A 16,808-nucleotide genomic window follows, 5' to 3' on the forward strand; every position below is an offset into this window, starting at 1 on the left:
CAACTGCGCTCAAACGGTTTTGGCCTGCTCCACCAGTTCTTCCAGGCTGTTGCGCCCACCCGCATCCACTTCCACCATGCCGGTGCGAGCCGTGAGGGCAACGGTCCGTCCCCGCCATTCCGGCTGCAATTCGGACAGGCCGTCAAGCAGCTGATCACGTAAGTGCTGTGCCTGTTCGAAGGGACGGTGCAGCAGCAACAGGAAGACACCCTCTCCCTCATGGGCCAGCAGCTCCATGGGCTCGAGAAACTCCTGGAAGAGACGGGCGGCCGTACTGACCATGGCATCACTGGCAGGCACACCCAGTTGCACCTTCATGTCCTCCACCCCGTCCATCACTACTACCATCACGGTCTGGCCTTCGTCCTCACTCACCCTACGGCGCAATTCCCGGGCACCGATCTCCATGAACAAATCCCGCCGGTAACAGCCGGTCAGGCCATCATGAATGGCAGCCCGCTGCAATTGCTCGCGCAATTGGCGGATCTCGTTTTGTCGACGTTCCAGCCGAGCCTCGAGATCCTGGTTGCTTTGCCGCAGGGCCTGTTCCGCCCGACGCAGGCGCGTGATCGCCCGGGAGATACCCAATATGTGGCGGATATCGCCCGCGGCATCATGAATAGGCATCAGGATGGTCTCAAAGACCTCCCCCTCGGCCACCGGAGAACGACTGACCTCTTCATACTGAATGGCCCGTCCCGCCAGCAGGCAATCCCGATAATGGGCCTTTATATCCTTGCTGACCTCCGGCGGATGGATATCATCAATGAGACGGCCATTGAGTGCGCCATCCGGAACGGAAAAGCGATCCTGAAGGGTGGGATTGACCGCCTCCACATAAAATTCACAGGCTGGACTCACGCGAATCAGAAAGAGGTTATCCGGGTACTCGCGCCAGAGGGCCGTGAACAGTTCCGAGCCCAGTTCAGTCAATATCGAATTCTCTTTATTCATCGTCCCGGTCATTGTCATTTTCGATTCTTCCCTGAATATCCTGCCCAACGGACAATCCTCGCTATATAACACAATTCAGTGCGCCGTTCGAAAGTCCACCTCGCCACTGTGACGATAGGGGATTTCCCCCATCCAGACCCGGGCGGGACGAACCACGCCCTCCACCCGGTAGGCCATGGTGTCGCCGGGATCACGAAACCAGCTCAACAGACCCTGGCCGGTTTGCAACAGATCCGTCTCGATAGCCACCGTCACCTGATCCGAGGCCCCCGCGGCCAGATCCAGTCCCTGGTCAAACACCCCACGGGTGAGATCCACGCCCTCCAATGTCAGATGATAGCTCAGCTCCCGAATATTCATTCGAAAGTCATTGGGGTTACTCACAAGCAAGTCCACGGAAAAGCGTTGCCGTTGCAGGGACAAGGCATCCAGACGGATTTCCTTGAGCACCACCTCAGGCGCCTTGACCACCCGCTCCATATGGGCACAGGCGGTGAGCAATACCATCAGGGCCAGCAAGGGCAGCATGGCAAAGCGAATGCTATTCATCGCCGTCATCCTCTTTCAGCTTGGCGTAACGCACCAGGGTGGCCTCCACCTTGCCGTTGACGGTGCTGGGCGGATAACTACCATCCCGACGTCGTTCACCAGCCCGTTTTCCGGTCAACAGGGACAGGGCCTGGTTGACCGTAGCCACCGAGTAGATATGGAACTGGCCGGCGGCCACCGCCTCCCGAACCCGATAATCCAGCATCAGATCCCTCACATTGGACTGGGGAATAATCACCCCCTGCTTGCCGTTCAATCCCCTGAGCTGGCAAACCTTGAAAAAACCTTCCACCTTTTCATTGACGCCACCAATGGCCTGAACCTGTCCCTTCTGGTTCACCGCGCCGGTGATAGCCAGCGATTGCTGCAACCCCACACCCGACAGATCCGATAAAAGCGCACACAACTCTGCCAGGGAGGCCGAATCACCATCGATTTCTCCATAGGCCTGCTCAAATACCAGGCTGGCGTTGACCGAGAGACTGCAATCCCGTGCGTAATGGGCGCCCAGGTAACCACTCAGAATCAAGACCCCCTTGGAGTGTATGGGGCCGCCTAGTTCCACTTCCCGCTCGATATCCACCAATTGCCCCGACCCCAGACGGGTGGTGGCGGTAATCCGGACCGGGCGACCAAAGGCAAAGCTGCCCAGCTGCATGACCGTCAAGCCATTGACCTGGCCCACGGCCTTACCCTGGATATCCAGCAGCACCGTCTCTCGGGCCACTTCCCGATCCATTTTCTCTTCCACCCGGCGAGCTCGATAGGTTTGCTGATCAATGGTGACCTGAATGGCCTGGGGTGTAATCAGGGGCTGCTCATCCTTGCGGGCCCAGTAATCCGACTCCCGCAACAGATCCGCCAGGCGCCCGGCATGGGCGGACATGCGTTCACTGTCCTCGGCCAGGCGACTACCATGTTCGATCACCCGGGCCACCGCATCGCGACTCAGGGGCAGCAAGCCCTCGCGCTGGGCAATGGATGCCACCAATCGGGCGTGGGCTGAGTCATTGCTGTTACCCCGGGGCAGGTCATCTTCGAAATCCGCCTGGACCTTGAACAGTTCGGCAAACTCCGGGTCATGTTCTGCCAATAGATAATAGATATTCCGGTCCCCCAACAGCAGGACCTTGATGTCCAGGGGCATGGCCTCCGGTTCCAGAGAGACGGTACTCACCGAGGAGTACATCTGCTCCAGGGACTCGATGCGCACTTCCCGGGCATACAGGGCCCGCTTGAGGCTCTCCCAGGCGAAGGGCTGGGTCAGCACCTTTTCCGCATCCAGAATCAAATAACCACCGTTGGCTCGGTGCAGGGCCCCCGGGCGAATCAGGGAGAAGTCGGTCACCAGAGCACCGTGACGAACCTTGTGTTCCACCCGCCCGATCAGGTGCTGGTGGGTGGGAAAATCGTGGTAGACCACCGGCGCCCCTTGCTGCTCGCTGTTATCCACCAGCACCAAGGCCTTGTAGCGGGCAAAGAGATTGTCCAGGGCGGCCAGCAGATCGCCTTCTTCCTCGTCGGCAGCTCGCGCCAGCAGGGCCTGATGCTCCACCAGGTCATCGCTGATGCCCCGGGCATGGGCGGCCAGCCCGGCATGATCCGGATAGCGCTCGGTGAGCTCCTCCAGCACAGGGGCAGCACAGGTCCTGATGGTGTCTTCATTCAATTCCCGGACCCGTTCCTGCATTTCCGTACGCCACTTGGGAAACTGGCCGGCTACGGTCTGCAGCCGCTCCTGAAGATGTTCGATCTGCTGCTCGATGGTCTCCCGGTCCGCTTTGGGCAGGCTGTGGAACTGCTCCGGTTCCATCACTTCCCCCTTGCTGCGTGGGGCGAAAGACATCTCCGAGGCAGTCTGGATCAGGGCGATGTCGTATTCTTCGGCCTCGTCCTCGATCTCCTTCACCGACTCCTGCTGTCGTTTCTGGAAGTCCTGCTTGATGGCCTGCAAACGGGCTTGGTAATCCTCGCTTTCAAAGGCCGCCGGCACCGACGATTTCAGGCGTTCAATCATGCGATCCAGGTCCCGCCGGCAGGCAGTACCCTGACCCGATTCCAGACGCAGGAGACGAGGCTTGTTGGCGTCCTCGAAATTGTGCACGTGACACCAGTCCGGTGGCACGACGGCTGCTTGGGCCTTGTCTTCCAGGAATTTTCGAACCACGGTCTTCTTGCCCACCCCGTAGGGGCCGAGTACGAAGATGTTGAATCCCCGACTCTGGATGCCAGCGCCGAACTCCAGGGCGTCCAGTGCCCGATGCTGACCCACCACCCCTTCCGGGTCCCTGAGCTCATCGGTGTTCTCGAAGCGGAACTGCTCAGGGTCGCAAAAGTGATAGAGGGCCTGAACCGGCAACGCTTTGCTTACGGGCATGAAGTCTCCCAATTTGATTGCTGAATAAAGGCACAAGATATCATGCCCCTTGGCCTTGAGGGCCGTTGCTGACATACAATCCAAGTCATGCGACTGGAACATGTGGACAACCTGATCATCGGACAGGGACTGGCCGGCAGCCTGCTGGCCTGGGAGCTGATCCGACGCAAACGCCGGGTCCTGGTGGTGGATCCGCCCCCGGGCCCCGCGGACCCAGGCGCCTCCCGCGTGGCCGGTGGCATTGTCAGCCCGTTGACCGGTCGCCGCTTCACCAAGCCGGCGGAACTGGAATCCCTGATTGGCAGCGCAGTGGACCTCTACGGAGAGATCGAAGAGGCCTTCCGTCTTATCGTCTATCAGGAGTGCCCCATCTGGCGCTTGCTGGGAGACGATCTGGAATGGGCCAAACTGAACAAGCGCCGCGAGGACCCGGCCTATGAACCTTATATTGGGGAGGTACAGGCAGCTGGCGCCATGGGACATGGCCTGGCCGACCCCAAGGGCAGCGTCTGTTTGCACGGGGCTCGCCTGGATTTGGCCCGGCTGCTGGACCGCCTGCGCCAGTTCTTTCAGGATACCGCCAGATTGATGGAAGAACCGCTGGACCACAACGCCCTGGAACTGCGGGAAGGGATGGTCCATTACCGCCATATTCGGGCTCGCCAGGTGACCTTTTGCGAGGGCTTTCGGGTACTTGGTAACCCCTGGTTTCACTGGGCCCCAGTCCGCCCTTCCAAAGGCGAGATCCTGACCATCGGCATTCGGCGGGAACTGCCCGAAGGTATTATCAATGCTGGCAAATGGCTGATCCCCCTGGGGGAAGGTCGCTACCGCCTGGGCGCGACCTATGAGCGGGACAATCGGGACCCGGGCCCCACCGAAGCCGGCCGCCGGACATTGCTGGAGGCCTTCTCCCGCCTCTTTCTGGATCCGCCGGAAGTCACCGTGCTGGATCATCAAGCCGGGGTTCGACCGGGAAAGACCGATCACTATCCGGTACTGGGCCGGCACCCGGATCATCCCCAACTGGCTATTTTCAACGGCCTGGGTTCCCGGGGCAGCCTACTGGCGCCCCACTACGCCCGCCTGCTGGCGGACCACCTGGAGAAGGGCACGCCCCTGCCCCAGGCAGCGGACGCCCGCTACTGGCATGATAAAGGCAATGCGGTGAACAGCTGATGAAGCCACCCCTGACCCAACTGGCCCATGACCACCTTGAACCCCTGCTCCGCCCGGGGGATTACGCGGTGGATGCCACGGTTGGCAACGGCCACGACACACTGTTTCTGGCTGGGCAGGTGGGCGAGTCCGGTCATGTGCTGGGGCTGGACATCCAGGAAGCCGCCATCCGGGTGGCGGGCGGACGACTCCGCCAGGCCGGACTGGATAATCGGGTCAGTCTGATTCAGACAGGCCATGAACGACTGACGGATATCCTGCCCACTGAAATGCAGGGCCGCCTCAAGGTGGTGATGTTCAATCTGGGCTACTTGCCCGGCGGCGACCAGCAGCTGATCACCCGGGCGGACACCACCCTGGAAGCCTTGTCAGCGGCCCTGTCCCAATTGGCCGAAGACGGACTGATCAGCCTGATGGTCTACCGAGGTCACCCGGGCGGACAGGAAGAGTACCAGGCCATTCTCGACTGGCTGAAGGCCGAGGAATGCCGCTGGTCACTACCACCAGTGGGCGAACGCCCCGACCACGCCCCGATCCTCATGCATATCCATCCCTGACAGCGGGGCGACAACCTCAGGCCGATGAAGCACCATCAATTTTCACGTCATCGCCGTTGAGGAACAGAGCTTCGGGCGCGGTGAGGTTAAGTACCACATCCGCCACTTCCGAGGGCTGGGCAATCCGGCCCATGGGGCTGTTTTCGCCCGCGCCTTCCAGACTGCCCCCCATGAAACGCTTCAGCAGATCCGTTTCGACACCCCCGGGGGAGACGCTGATCACCCGCACCCCGTCGCCGGCCTCCCGGCTAGCCGCAGAACGGGTCAGACCGATCACCGCATGCTTGGAGGCAGCATAGGCGCCAGCAAAGCTGGAACCACGGTGGGACAACATGGAACCGGTATTCACAATGACCCCGCTACCCTGTTCCCGCATCACCGGAATCTCGTAGCGCATGCCAAACAGGACGCCATCCACATTGGTTTTCATCACATCCTGATAGCTGCCGTCGCCGCTCAGATCGATCTCATCCAGTCCACCCCGGGGGCCTTCAATACCGGCATTATTGAAAGCGATATCCAGGCGACCTTCGGCGTCCACACATTGCTTGACCAGGTCCCGGACCTGGGACGCCTCACGCACATCGGCCTGGATAAACCAGGCCTTTCCGCCGTCATCACGGATAGCAGCCTCAACCGCCTCTCCCCGTTCCTCGCGTCGACCACAGAAATAGACCCGGGCGCCGGCCTGGGCATAAGCATGGGCCGTGGCCTCACCGATCCCGGAGGTGGCGCCGGTAATCAGGACCACCTTATCCTGATAGCGTTTCCCGGACTGACCCTCACCGGCTCGTGAGGTACCCGCCAGCCCCGCCAGGCCGGCACCGCCCAGGCCGACACCCGCCAGGCCCGCCACACTGCTGCCCAGAAAACGACGCCGGCCGGTGTCCACGGCCTCGTCTTCACCATCCGCGCCGGACAGCGCTGCTTTCCAATGGTGTTCCAGGCCCTTCTCATGATGGTGATCAGACATTCTGTTTCTCCCGATTCAGGTATCGCAGCCCTGGTCCCGCTCATCCAGATAACCGCGGACGCCAGATAGTTCTTCCCGGATCACATCATCCAGGGCACCACGAATGAAGATAATTGCCCAACGCCCCATGAAGCTCTGAAAGTCCACATTCAGGGTCAAGGTTACATGGCTCCCCTCGGTCTGCTCATCCAGCTCAACCCGGGCCCGGGCATTCTGGTCCTGGTGGGTCATAAAGCGATAATGCACGGCTTCCAATGGGCGACTCTCCACGATCTCAAGCCGGACCCAGCGCGCATCTTCATCCTCCAGCACGGCCACCGCCCCTTCACCGGACTCACCCTCGAGCCGACGCTGTTCATCCGGCACGCCGCCGATCAGGCTGGACCAGCTGGCCACCTGGGCGATTTCATTAAACAGGGGAAAGGCAGTTTCCCTCTCCACGCAAAGCAGCACCTCGCCGCTACGCTCCACCTGGCGGGGTAAAAAGGCCGTCATCACCAATACCAGCGCCAACAGCAGGCCCAGGAAAATCCCGATCGCCCCCAATCTCATGAACAGACTCCTTTATTCGAAATCGTCGATACGGACATCCAGGGGACGAGTTGTGCCCTGCTCGGATTCCTTGTAGGCCTCATTGGCCCGGAACACCCGCAAGAGGTTTTGGCCTGCAATCTTTTCCAGTTCTTCCCGCTCATAGCCTCGCCGAATCAGCTCGGCAAACAGATCCGGATACGTCGACACATCTTCCAGGCCTTCCGGCACGGTGGTAATGCCGTCATAGTCACCGCCGATGCCGATGTACTCCACCCCGATGCGGTCACGGATGTAATCGATATGGTCCGCTACATCGCTCAGGGTGGCCCCGGGCGTGGGGTTGTCTTCATCCCAAGCCTCCATGCCGGCCTCCACCGCCTCGGGGTCGCCAATATGCAGGGACTCCAGCCGGGCCTGCTCCGCCGCACGGTTGGCCCCGTGCTGGCGAACGGCTTCACTGACGAAGGAAGGCACGAAGGTCACCATCACGATGCCACCATTCTCCGGCAGCCGGTCCAGGACATCATCCGGCACATTGCGGGGATGGGGAGTAACACCCATGGCCGAGGAATGAGAGAAGATCACCGGAGTTTCGGTAACGTCCAGCACATCATGCATGGTGGACGGTGCCACATGGGACAGATCCACCAGCATGCCGATCCGATTCATCTCTTCAATGACCGCTTGGCCAAAACCGGTGAGGCCCCCGTGCTCGGGATCATCCGTGGCCGCATCCGCCCAATCCGTATTCTGCCAGTGGGTCAGGGTCATGTAACGAGCACCCAAGGCGTAAAAGGTCCGCAGGGTCGCCAGGCTGTTATCCAGCACATGGCCGCCCTCCATGCCCAGCAGGGAGGCGATATGTCCCTCTTCAAACGCCTCTTCCAGCTCATCGGCCGTGGTGACATAGGACAGATCGGCGTGGCTGGCGATCAGACGCCGGGCAATATCGATTTGCTCCAACTGCGCCTTGGTGGCCTCCGCCCCCTCGAGACTGGGCGACACATAGACCGACCAGAACTGCCCGCCCACGCGACCTTCCCGCAAGCGGTTCAGATCGGTATGCATGGGAGGATCAAGCTCGGTGGTATCCTCGGCCAAATCGATCTCCGCCAAGCGATTGTCCACCCGCTGGCGGTACTGCCAGGGCACATCATTATGGCCATCAATCAGGGGCACCGATTCGAGAATGCGAATGGCGCGCTCCCGATCAGTCAGTTCTTCGGTTTCTTCCGTCTCGTTCTCAACGGTCTCCGCTTCCTGCGGCGGCTCGCCTTCTTCCGGCTGCAATGCCAGGACCGGGGCCGCAATCAGCAGCAGCAAGCTCAGTACACACCAATGAATACGGCGCATGAATCACTCCATTTCAGTTCTCGGAATGGCATGATTCTATGCCATTCAAGGACCGAATGAAAAAACTGGCAATTCCACTCACAGCCCCTATATTCCTTCCACCCCGCGCCCACAGTCACCGAACCCCACGGAAACCGCTCCCCCTGGCCGGATTCCAAGCAGCGGAGAAAATGATCCATCTGTTACTTGCAGCGAAGAAATTTACTGTTATACTTGGCTACATCACCTATACGGTAAGTCACAAACGTGGCAGGAGAAGGACGATGAATTGGGCAAAATTTCCTCAAGCAGTACTCCTCATGCTGGCCCTGGGTGCTCTGGCTGCCTGCCAGGAGGACCATGCCGGTGAACAGAATGACGAAGACAGTGAGACCCTGACCACGGTGCGGGTGGAGGAGCCGCGCCGGGAGCAGGTCAGCGCCAATCACCGGGCCACCGCCACCCTGCAAGCCATTTCCGATGCCCGGGTCCTGGCCCGTGCCGAAGGCCTGGTCCGGGAACTGCGGGTCGAGGAAGGCGACATGGTCGAGGAAGGCGACATCCTGGCCGTGCTGGACGACCGCCGGCGACGCCTGGAAGTGGAACAGCATCGCGCCAATCTCTCGGGCCTGGAGCAGGATTTGACCCGGCACAAGCGGATGCTGGAAGAGTCTTTGGTCAGCGCCGATGCAGTGGAACAACTGCGCTATGAAGTGGAAGCCCAGCGGGCCGGCCTGGCCCTGGCCGAGGTGGAACTGACCGAAACCCGGATCAAGGCACCCGTGGACGGGGTGGTCTCTGAGCGCCATATCCGCCGGGGCGATAACGTCAGCCCCGGCGACACCGTGTTTCGGGTCACCAATACCCAGCAGCTGGAAGCGGAAGTACACGTCCCCGAGCGCCTGCTTGGCCGACTGGCCGTGGATCAGCTGGTGGAAATCCGCACGGACGCGGCGCCGGATCAAATTCACACCGGCCAGATCGCGCGTATCAGCCCGATCGTCAACGCAGACTCGGGCACGGTGAAGACCACCGTGCGTGTCCAAGACAGTGACGGCCTGCTGCGCCCCGGCGCCTTTGCCCGGGTTCGTATTCTCTATGAAACCCGCGACAACGCCCTGATGGTGCCCCGCCAGGCCCTGACCTTCGAAAACGGCCGCACCAGCCTGTTCGTGGTGGAAGACGGCGTGGCCAAACGCCGTACCGTCACCACCGGGCAAAGCTCGGATGGCTGGGTAGAGATCACCGAAGGCCTGTCCGAGCAACTGCCGGTCATCACCCTGGGCCATGCCACCCTGCGGGACGGGGCCAAGGTCCGGATCAATGGTCAGGAACGCAGCGAGCAGCTGGCCGACAACCAGCACGGTTAACCCGAATAGCGACTAGGAATCGATCATGCGACGCAAGACGCTTGGCATAGTGGATCTGGCAACCCGGCGGCGAGTCACCATCGCCATGATTGCCCTGGGGGTCGTGGTCTTCGGCTTGGTGGCCCAATCCCGTCTGGCGGTGAACCTGCTGCCGGAGATGAGCTATCCCAGCCTGACCGTACGCACTGAGCTCCCGGGCGGCGCCCCCCAGGAGATTGAGTACCTGCTGACCCGGCCGGTGGAGGAAGTGCTGGCCACCGTCAGTGGCGTACGCCGCGTCACCTCGGTCTCCCAGGCCGGACAATCCGATGTCACCCTGGAATTCGCTTGGGGCACCGGCATGGATACCGCCGTGGTGGAGGTGCGGGAGAAGCTGGACCGCATCACCCTACCCCTGGAAGCCGAACGTCCCTTGTTATTGCGCTTTGATCCCTCCACGGACCCCATCCTGAGGCTCAGCCTGGGGGATGGTGAAAATGGCAACCTGGAACGCCTGCGTCGCTATGCCGAAGACCAGCTGGCCCGGGATCTGGAAACCGTGGAGGGCGTGGCCGCCGTTCGCGTCTCCGGGGGTCTGGACAATGAAGTCCAGGTGCTGGTGGACGATGACCGCATGGCGGCCCTGGGCCTTCAAATCGAGGATATCCGCGATCGCCTGGAAGCGGAGAACGTCAATGTCTCCGGCGGCAGTCTCTACGAGGGTTCCCGGGAACTGCTGGTGCGGACCATGAACCGCTTCGAAAACCTGGATGATATCGAGCAGACCGTGGTGGGTCGCCTGGAGGGCAATATTCTGCGCCTGAGCGAGATTGCGGACGTCCGCATGGGGCATCGGGACCGGGAAGCCATCACCCGCCTCAATGGGGAAGAAGCGGTGGAAGTGGGTATCTACCGGGAAGGGGATGCCAATACCGTTCGCGTGGCGGAACTGCTGCGCCAGCGGCTGGATTCAGTCAAAGGTGAACTGCCATCGGGCATGGATGTGGCGGTGATCGCCGATCAATCCCAGTTCATTCGCCAGGCCGTTCGAGAGGTGGTCTCGGCCGGTTTGATCGGGGGCCTGCTGGCGGCCCTGATGCTGTATCTCTTTCTCGGCAGTGCCCGGCCCACCTTCATTATCGGCGTCTCCATCCCCCTGTCGGTGATCGGCACTTTCCTGTTGATGCACGGCACGGGACTGAGTCTGAATGTCATGTCCCTGGGCGGGATTGCCCTGGCCGTGGGCCTGCTGGTGGACAGTGCCATCGTGGTGCTGGAAAGCATTGCCCGGCGTCGGGAAGCGGGGGATGATGCCCTCACCGCCGCCCGTCGCGGCACCTCCGAAGTGGGCGGCGCGATCACCGCTTCCACCCTGACCACCATTGCAGTCTTTCTGCCCCTGATCTTCGTGGAAGGCCTGGCCGGCCAATTGTTTGGCGACCAGGCCCTGACCATTACCTTCTCCCTGCTGTTGGCCCTGCTGATCGCCCTGGCGGTGATCCCCATGCTGTCAGTGCCCGGCCAACGCCCGGACGGCAGTGATGATCCGGCCCTCAATGCCGAGGACCGGCGCGGCTGGCTGCGCCGGCTGCCGGGCCGGCTGGTGAGCGGTTTTTTCCTCACCCTGATGCTCCTGATGCGGGGCGCGGCCCGGGCCATTGCCAGCGGCATGTACGGTCTTCTTTGGCCCCTGCGCAAGGGCTTCAATGCAGTCTGGAACCGGGTCGACCGAGCCTACCCATCAATACTGGCCTGGTCACTGGGCAATGCCGGCAAGGTCTGGCTGATTACCCTGGCGGTGGTGGCCCTGGCGCTGGCCGTGCTGCCCCGCATGGGCACCGAGCTGATCCCGGAGGTCAGCCAGGGCGAATACGACATGGTGATCGAGCTGCCGCCGGGCACCGACCTGGAGCGTACCGACGAAACATTGCAATCCCTGCGGGAGCGGCTGGACGGCGATCCGCGAATCGCGGTGACCGCCTCGGTGGCCGGCACCGGCAATCGCCTGGACGCCGCCCCCGGCGATGCCGGTGAAAACCATGGTCAGTTGACGGTGCGCTTGAATCCCGGGCTGGGCGAGGCTGCGGAAGCGGCCACCGCCGATGTCTTGCGCGCTGCTCTGGAAGGCCGCGACGACATCCGTCACCGGATTGAGGCACCCGCCATCATGCGCTTTGAGCAACCGCTGGAATTGACCTTGCGCTCGGACAGCCTGGAGGCGCTACAGGCCGCCTCGGATCAGGCCTTTGCGGCCATCCGGCAGGACGGACGTTTCCGGGATGTCCGCTCCTCCATGGCGGAAGGCTATCCGGAGGTCCGCATTCGCTTTGATCGCGACCAGTTGGCCAGCCTGGGCCTGGACGCCGGCACCGTGGCCCGCCGGGTGGCGGATCATGTGCGCGGCCAAACCAGCAGCCGCTACTCTCTGCCGGAACGGGAACTGGACATCCTGGTGCGGGGCCGCGAGGAAACCCGGTGTTCCCTGGAAGCCCTCAGGGCCTTGCCCATCAATCCGGGGGACGAGCGCAGCCTGCCCCTGGAAGCGGTGGCCGACATCCGCATTGAAACCGGGCCGGTGGAAGTCCGCCGCCACAGTCAGCAACGGGTGGCGGTGATCTCGGCAACCCCGGCTGGTGGCGACACCGGCAGGGCCAGCCGGGGCCTGGCCGAGCTGGCCGACGGCCTGGAGCTGCCGGGCGGTGTCACGGCACAAGTCTCGGGCCAAAGCGACGAAATGGAAGCGGCCTTCTCGGCCATGCAGATGGCCTTGCTGCTGTCCATCTTCCTGGTCTATCTGGTGATGGCCTCGCAGTTCGAATCGCTGCTGCACCCCTTCATCATCCTGTTCACCGTCCCCATCGCCCTGGCCGGTGCCATCCTGGGACTTTGGGTCACCGGGTCCACCATCAGCGTGGTGGTCTTCATCGGCCTGATGATGCTGGGCGGGATTATCGTCAACAATGCCATCGTCCTGGTGGATCGTATCAACCGCAATCGGGCCGATGGCCTGGGCTTGCGGGAAGCGGTGACCGAGGCGGGCCAAACCCGGCTTCGCCCCATCCTCATGACCATGCTCACGACCCTGCTGGGCCTGTTGCCCATGGCCCTGGGCCTGGGCGAAGGGGGTGAGCTGCGGGCACCCATGGCCATTACCGTCATTGGCGGCCTATTGGTGGGCACCCTGCTCACGCTGATCCTGATCCCGGTGAGCTATGAACGCGTGGAGTACTGGCTGGCGGCCCGTCGCCGGGCCCAGGAGGCCTCGGCATGAATTTGACTCGCCTGGCACTGAGTCGACCGGTCACGACTTTCATGCTCTGTGCGTCCGTGCTGGTGGCCGGTCTCGCCGCCGCCCGGATGCTGCCGCTGGCCCTGTTGCCGGACCTGGACTTCCCGGGTGTCTTTGTCCAGGTCGAAGCCCCCGGCATGGGCCCGGAAGAGCTGGAACGGGAAGTCTTGCGTCCAATCGAGGAATCGGTGGCCACTCTAAAAGGTATCGATCGCCTTGAAGGGACGGCCAACCCGGACCAGGGACAGGTCCGCATCTTCTTCCAGTGGGGGGATGAAATGGGCCCCCGCAACCTGGAGGTCCAGGCCCGCATCGACGCCATACGGCATGAATTGCCGGATAGCGTCCAGCGTGTCCGGGTCTTTACCGGCTCCACCTCCGACAATCCCATGCTCACCCTGCGCCTGTCCTCGGACCGGGACCTGTCCCGGGAGTACAGCCTGCTGGATCGGCACCTGCGGGCCCGGCTGGAAAGAATCGAGGGGGTCTCCCAGGTTCAGCTCTACGGCATCCAGCAACCGCAAATCGAAATCCAGCTGGACCCGGACCGTTTGGCGGCCTTCGGCCTCAGCGGCCAAGACGTGGCCAACACCATCGACCGCAATCACCAGACGGTCAGCGGGGGCATGCTGGACGTATCACCTCGCCGTTTACGGGTACGCCCGGATGCCGAGTTTCACAGCACCGAAGAGCTGGCCCAGCTACCCCTGGGCAATGGGGTACGACTGAATGACGTGGCCGACATCCACGAGACCACCCCGCCCCTGCGCCTGGTTCGCCTGCTGGACCGCGAGCCCTCGGTGGGACTGAATATCCTGCGGGAATCCGGGGCCAATCTAGTGGCGGTGGCCGACCGGGTGAAGGCCGAGCTGGATGACATCCGGCAGGATCCGCAGTTCTCCGGCATCCGCATCTTCGAGATGAACGACGAATCGGCGGCGGTAACCGAATCCCTCAAGCAGTTGCTGCTGGCCGGCTTCATCGGTGCCCTGCTGGCCCTGGCCGTGCTCTGGTTCTTCCTGCGTTCCTTCCGCACCACGTTGATTGTGGTGGCCACCATCCCCGCCGCCATGGCCACCAGTCTGGCGGTGATGTATCTGCTGGGGCTGTCCCTCAACATTCTGTCCATGATGGGGCTGATGCTGGCCGTGGGCATGCTGGTGGACAATGCCGTGGTGGTCAGTGAAAACATCTTCCGCCACCGCCAGGAGAAGCATCGCAACCCCCTGTCCGCCAGCCTGCGGGGCAGCAAGGAAGTGGGGGTGGCGGTATTCGCCGGCACCCTGACCACCATTATCGTTTTCCTGCCCCTGGTATTCGGGGGCCAGGACGATATCACCGTCTTCCTGCAGCACGTGGCGGCCGCCATCGTGGTCACCCTGATCGCCTCATTGCTGATTTCACTCACGTTGATCCCCTTGCTGCTGTCCCGGGTATCGGCGGATCAGGCAGCGGAAAACCGGCCCAATCCGGTGGCCGGCCTGGCCCGGATCTACGGCCGCGGGCTGCAATGGAGTCTTAACCGCCCCCGGCTCACGCTGCTGTTCGGGGTTCTGGCCATGGCCTCGATCCTGATTCCGACCAACCTGGTGGAGTCGGAGATGTTCCCCCAGCAGGACAGCCGTACCCTCTGGCTCAGTTATCACGTGGACGGCAGCCATCCCTTGAGTGATATGCGGGAAGCCGTGGACACCATTGAGGCATATCTTTACGCCAACCAGGACGATTTCGATCTGGACTCGGTCTATTCCTTTTATGAAAGTGGCCGCGCTCAATCCGCCCTGATCCTCAACACGGGGGATGACGCCCAATTGACCGCTGCCCAGGTTCGGGAACGGGTCATGGAGAACCTGCCCGACATCGTCATCGGCAATCCCAGTTTCGATTGGCAGCGCAGCGGCAGTACCGAAACCCTCAATTTGCGGATCGAGGGGGAACGCTATGAAGAAATGCTGCCCATGGCCCGGGAGCTGGCCGAGCAACTTAGCCTGCTGGAAGGCATCACCCGGGCACGGCCGGTGATTGAGAGCCGGGCTCAGGAGCTGCAAGTCCGGGTTCGCCGGGATGCCAGCGAACAGTTCGACATCCGGCCCCGGGAGATCGCGACCTCCGTCTCCCTGGCGTTGCAGGGGCAGGGCCTGCGCCCCCTCCGAGGTGACGTGGACGATACCGAACTGCGGGTCATCTATCGGGAGGCGGAACGGCGCTCATTGGAGCAGCTGGCGGGCATGACCATTTCCATGGCCAATGGCGAACGGGTGCGGCTGGACAGCCTGGCCGATCTCGAGATCGCCGAGCAGGCCGCCGCCATTCAGCGGCGCGACCGGCGCACGGCGGTGGATATCGAGTTTGATCTGGCGGCGGATACCAATACCAGCCAGGCCCAAAGCCAAATCCGCAGTGCCATGGCCGATGTCACCCTGCCGGCGGGCTACCGCTGGAGTTTCGGCCGGGGCTTTGAACAAGACCAGGAATCCATGCAGCGCATGCTTCAGAACATCATGCTGTCCATTTTCCTGATCTACATCGTCATGGCGGCCTTGTTCGAGGCCCTGCTCAAGCCCCTGGCCATACTCAGTGCCATCGCCTTTTCCATCACGGGGGTTTACTGGTTCTTCCTGTTCACCGGCACCAGCTTCACCTTCATGGCCATGATCGGGATTCTGATTCTCATGGGGGTGGTGGTGAACAACGGCATCGTGCTGGTCAACCACGTGAATCACTTACGCTGGCAGGGCCTTAATATGTACGATGCCCTCTATCATGGCAGCCTGCACCGTTTCCGGCCCATTCTGATGACGGTGGCCACCACCATTCTGGCCCTGCTGCCCCTGGCCCTGGGGGATGCCTCCCTGGCCGGTGACGGTCCCTCCTACCAACCCATGGCCCGGGCGGTGATCGGTGGACTGGCCTTTTCCACCGTGGTCAGCCTCTTCCTGCTGCCGTCTCTATACATTCTGCTGGACCGGCTCGGGGTCCGGGCTCGCCGTCAATGGCAGCGAGCCGGACGCGTGGTGGGACTACCCACAGCCAAAACAGGCATGCACTATGATGGGGGTTCTCCATTGCAACGGGAAAAAATATGAGCATTCTTCAGAAGGCCTTGGCAACGGTTGCCGTTGTCATCATGGTCTTGGCGGGTTTGTTTCTGATTGTGGGGGCCGTGCTACCGGATAGCCGAGTCGGCGAGGCCATGGAAGAAAGTTGCCACCCCCTGGAGCGGGTCTACCCCAGCTTCCGGGAGCCGGAGGCCCTGGCGGCCTGGTTCTTCCCGGACAGCATGGATGAAGTGAGTATTCTGGATGACGGCGTCCGATGGCGAGATGGGGAGCGTTGGCTGAGGGTGGATGTCACCGACAGCCGGATGGAGAGTTTCGTCCACTATGAAGTGGCCCAGGAAGGCCGTTTCAGCATGCCGGTGAAAGTCCGAATGCAGGCCCTGGAAAACGGTGGCAGCCGCCTGGATATTCGTGCCGATGCCTCGGCGGAGACAGTATTCGGCCGCTGGTTCCTCGTATTGCCGGACCTACTGCAATGGCTTGGCCTGCCCAATCAGAACCTGGACGAGGCCATGAAACGGATCTCGGACCAAGCCCTGGAACATCTGGATAACGACTACGGACCTTGCCGGTCTGACTAAGACCCGGGCACACGATCACGGCCTCATTCCAATCTGGGAATGACCAGTGAGGTGGTCAGCAGAATGGCAAGGATG

At 62.0% G+C, this 16,808-nt stretch carries 12 protein-coding genes; 6 read left to right on the forward strand and 6 right to left on the reverse strand.

Annotated elements, in window-relative coordinates:
* Positions 1-9: 9 nt before the first annotated feature.
* From J2T60_RS08420 to J2T60_RS08430, 3 genes are all read right to left on the reverse strand, one after another.
* Entirely contained in the window at positions 10-954 is a 945-nt protein-coding gene (locus J2T60_RS08420; protein WP_253448332.1) for a sensor domain-containing diguanylate cyclase, read from the reverse strand.
* 75 nt (positions 955-1,029) lie between these two features.
* Positions 1,030-1,503: an LEA/WHy family protein gene (locus tag J2T60_RS08425; RefSeq protein ID WP_253448335.1), complete on the reverse strand. Its 474-nt coding sequence runs from the start codon at positions 1,501-1,503 to the stop codon at positions 1,030-1,032.
* Positions 1,496-3,880 carry a Lon protease family protein gene (locus J2T60_RS08430; protein WP_253448338.1) on the reverse strand — a complete coding sequence of 795 codons (2,385 nt, stop codon included), beginning with the start codon at positions 3,878-3,880 and terminating at the stop codon, positions 1,496-1,498. The genes J2T60_RS08425 and J2T60_RS08430 overlap by 8 nt, the downstream gene beginning before the upstream one ends.
* Before the next feature lie 87 nt (positions 3,881-3,967).
* On the opposite strand from J2T60_RS08430, the gene J2T60_RS08435 reads away from it, so the two are divergent.
* Both J2T60_RS08435 and mnmM read left to right on the forward strand, forming a co-directional pair.
* Positions 3,968-5,059: an NAD(P)/FAD-dependent oxidoreductase gene (locus tag J2T60_RS08435; protein ID WP_253448341.1), complete on the forward strand. Its 1,092-nt coding sequence runs from the start codon at positions 3,968-3,970 to the stop codon at positions 5,057-5,059.
* The gene (gene mnmM / locus J2T60_RS08440) at positions 5,059-5,616 is read left to right on the forward strand and encodes a tRNA 5-(aminomethyl)-2-thiouridylate-methyltransferase MnmM (RefSeq protein ID WP_253448344.1); all 558 of its coding nucleotides are present in this window, start codon (positions 5,059-5,061) and stop codon (positions 5,614-5,616) included. The genes J2T60_RS08435 and mnmM overlap by 1 nt, the downstream gene beginning before the upstream one ends.
* A gap of 16 nt (positions 5,617-5,632) precedes the next feature.
* On the opposite strand, the gene J2T60_RS08445 is transcribed toward mnmM, so the two are convergent.
* The 3 genes from J2T60_RS08445 to J2T60_RS08455 are packed head-to-tail and all read right to left on the reverse strand — an operon-like array spanning position 5,633 to position 8,476.
* Positions 5,633-6,589: an SDR family NAD(P)-dependent oxidoreductase gene (locus J2T60_RS08445; RefSeq protein WP_253448347.1), complete on the reverse strand. Its 957-nt coding sequence runs from the start codon at positions 6,587-6,589 to the stop codon at positions 5,633-5,635.
* Between the two features lie 15 nt (positions 6,590-6,604).
* Entirely contained in the window at positions 6,605-7,141 is a 537-nt protein-coding gene (locus tag J2T60_RS08450) for a hypothetical protein (protein WP_253448350.1), read from the reverse strand.
* A gap of 12 nt (positions 7,142-7,153) precedes the next feature.
* Positions 7,154-8,476: a dipeptidase gene (locus J2T60_RS08455; RefSeq protein WP_253448353.1), complete on the reverse strand. Its 1,323-nt coding sequence runs from the start codon at positions 8,474-8,476 to the stop codon at positions 7,154-7,156.
* 263 nt (positions 8,477-8,739) lie between these two features.
* Here J2T60_RS08455 and J2T60_RS08460 point away from each other — a divergent pair, with 263 nt between their 5' ends.
* The 4 genes from J2T60_RS08460 to J2T60_RS08475 are packed head-to-tail and all read left to right on the forward strand — an operon-like array spanning position 8,740 to position 16,733.
* Positions 8,740-9,825: an efflux RND transporter periplasmic adaptor subunit gene (locus J2T60_RS08460; protein ID WP_253448356.1), complete on the forward strand. Its 1,086-nt coding sequence runs from the start codon at positions 8,740-8,742 to the stop codon at positions 9,823-9,825.
* A 25-nt stretch (positions 9,826-9,850) separates the two neighbouring features.
* Entirely contained in the window at positions 9,851-13,075 is a 3,225-nt protein-coding gene (locus J2T60_RS08465; RefSeq protein ID WP_253448359.1) for an efflux RND transporter permease subunit, read from the forward strand.
* The gene (locus J2T60_RS08470) at positions 13,072-16,179 is read left to right on the forward strand and encodes an efflux RND transporter permease subunit (RefSeq protein ID WP_253448362.1); all 3,108 of its coding nucleotides are present in this window, start codon (positions 13,072-13,074) and stop codon (positions 16,177-16,179) included. The genes J2T60_RS08465 and J2T60_RS08470 overlap by 4 nt, the downstream gene beginning before the upstream one ends.
* Positions 16,176-16,733, forward strand: a complete 558-nt coding sequence (locus J2T60_RS08475) for a hypothetical protein (RefSeq protein WP_253448365.1) — start codon at positions 16,176-16,178, stop codon at positions 16,731-16,733. Before J2T60_RS08470 ends, J2T60_RS08475 begins: the two co-directional genes overlap by 4 nt.
* The last annotated feature ends 75 nt before the right edge of the window (positions 16,734-16,808 follow it).

It is taken from the genome of Natronospira proteinivora, assembly GCF_024170465.1.
In the GTDB taxonomy this organism is placed as follows: Bacteria; Pseudomonadota; Gammaproteobacteria; order Natronospirales; family Natronospiraceae; genus Natronospira; species Natronospira proteinivora.

Coding starts and splice junctions, on each gene's coding strand:
- J2T60_RS08445 (WP_253448347.1), bottom strand. CDS start 6,589: ATGTCTGATCACCATCATGAGAAGGGCCTGGAACACCATTGGAAAGCA.
- J2T60_RS08460 (WP_253448356.1), top strand. CDS start 8,740: ATGAATTGGGCAAAATTTCCTCAAGCAGTACTCCTCATGCTGGCCCTG.
- J2T60_RS08420 (WP_253448332.1), bottom strand. CDS start 954: ATGAATAAAGAGAATTCGATATTGACTGAACTGGGCTCGGAACTGTTC.
- J2T60_RS08455 (WP_253448353.1), bottom strand. CDS start 8,476: ATGCGCCGTATTCATTGGTGTGTACTGAGCTTGCTGCTGCTGATTGCG.
- mnmM (WP_253448344.1), top strand. CDS start 5,059: ATGAAGCCACCCCTGACCCAACTGGCCCATGACCACCTTGAACCCCTG.
- J2T60_RS08425 (WP_253448335.1), bottom strand. CDS start 1,503: ATGAATAGCATTCGCTTTGCCATGCTGCCCTTGCTGGCCCTGATGGTA.
- J2T60_RS08435 (WP_253448341.1), top strand. CDS start 3,968: ATGCGACTGGAACATGTGGACAACCTGATCATCGGACAGGGACTGGCC.
- J2T60_RS08465 (WP_253448359.1), top strand. CDS start 9,851: ATGCGACGCAAGACGCTTGGCATAGTGGATCTGGCAACCCGGCGGCGA.
- J2T60_RS08450 (WP_253448350.1), bottom strand. CDS start 7,141: ATGAGATTGGGGGCGATCGGGATTTTCCTGGGCCTGCTGTTGGCGCTG.
- J2T60_RS08470 (WP_253448362.1), top strand. CDS start 13,072: ATGAATTTGACTCGCCTGGCACTGAGTCGACCGGTCACGACTTTCATG.
- J2T60_RS08475 (WP_253448365.1), top strand. CDS start 16,176: ATGAGCATTCTTCAGAAGGCCTTGGCAACGGTTGCCGTTGTCATCATG.
- J2T60_RS08430 (WP_253448338.1), bottom strand. CDS start 3,880: ATGCCCGTAAGCAAAGCGTTGCCGGTTCAGGCCCTCTATCACTTTTGC.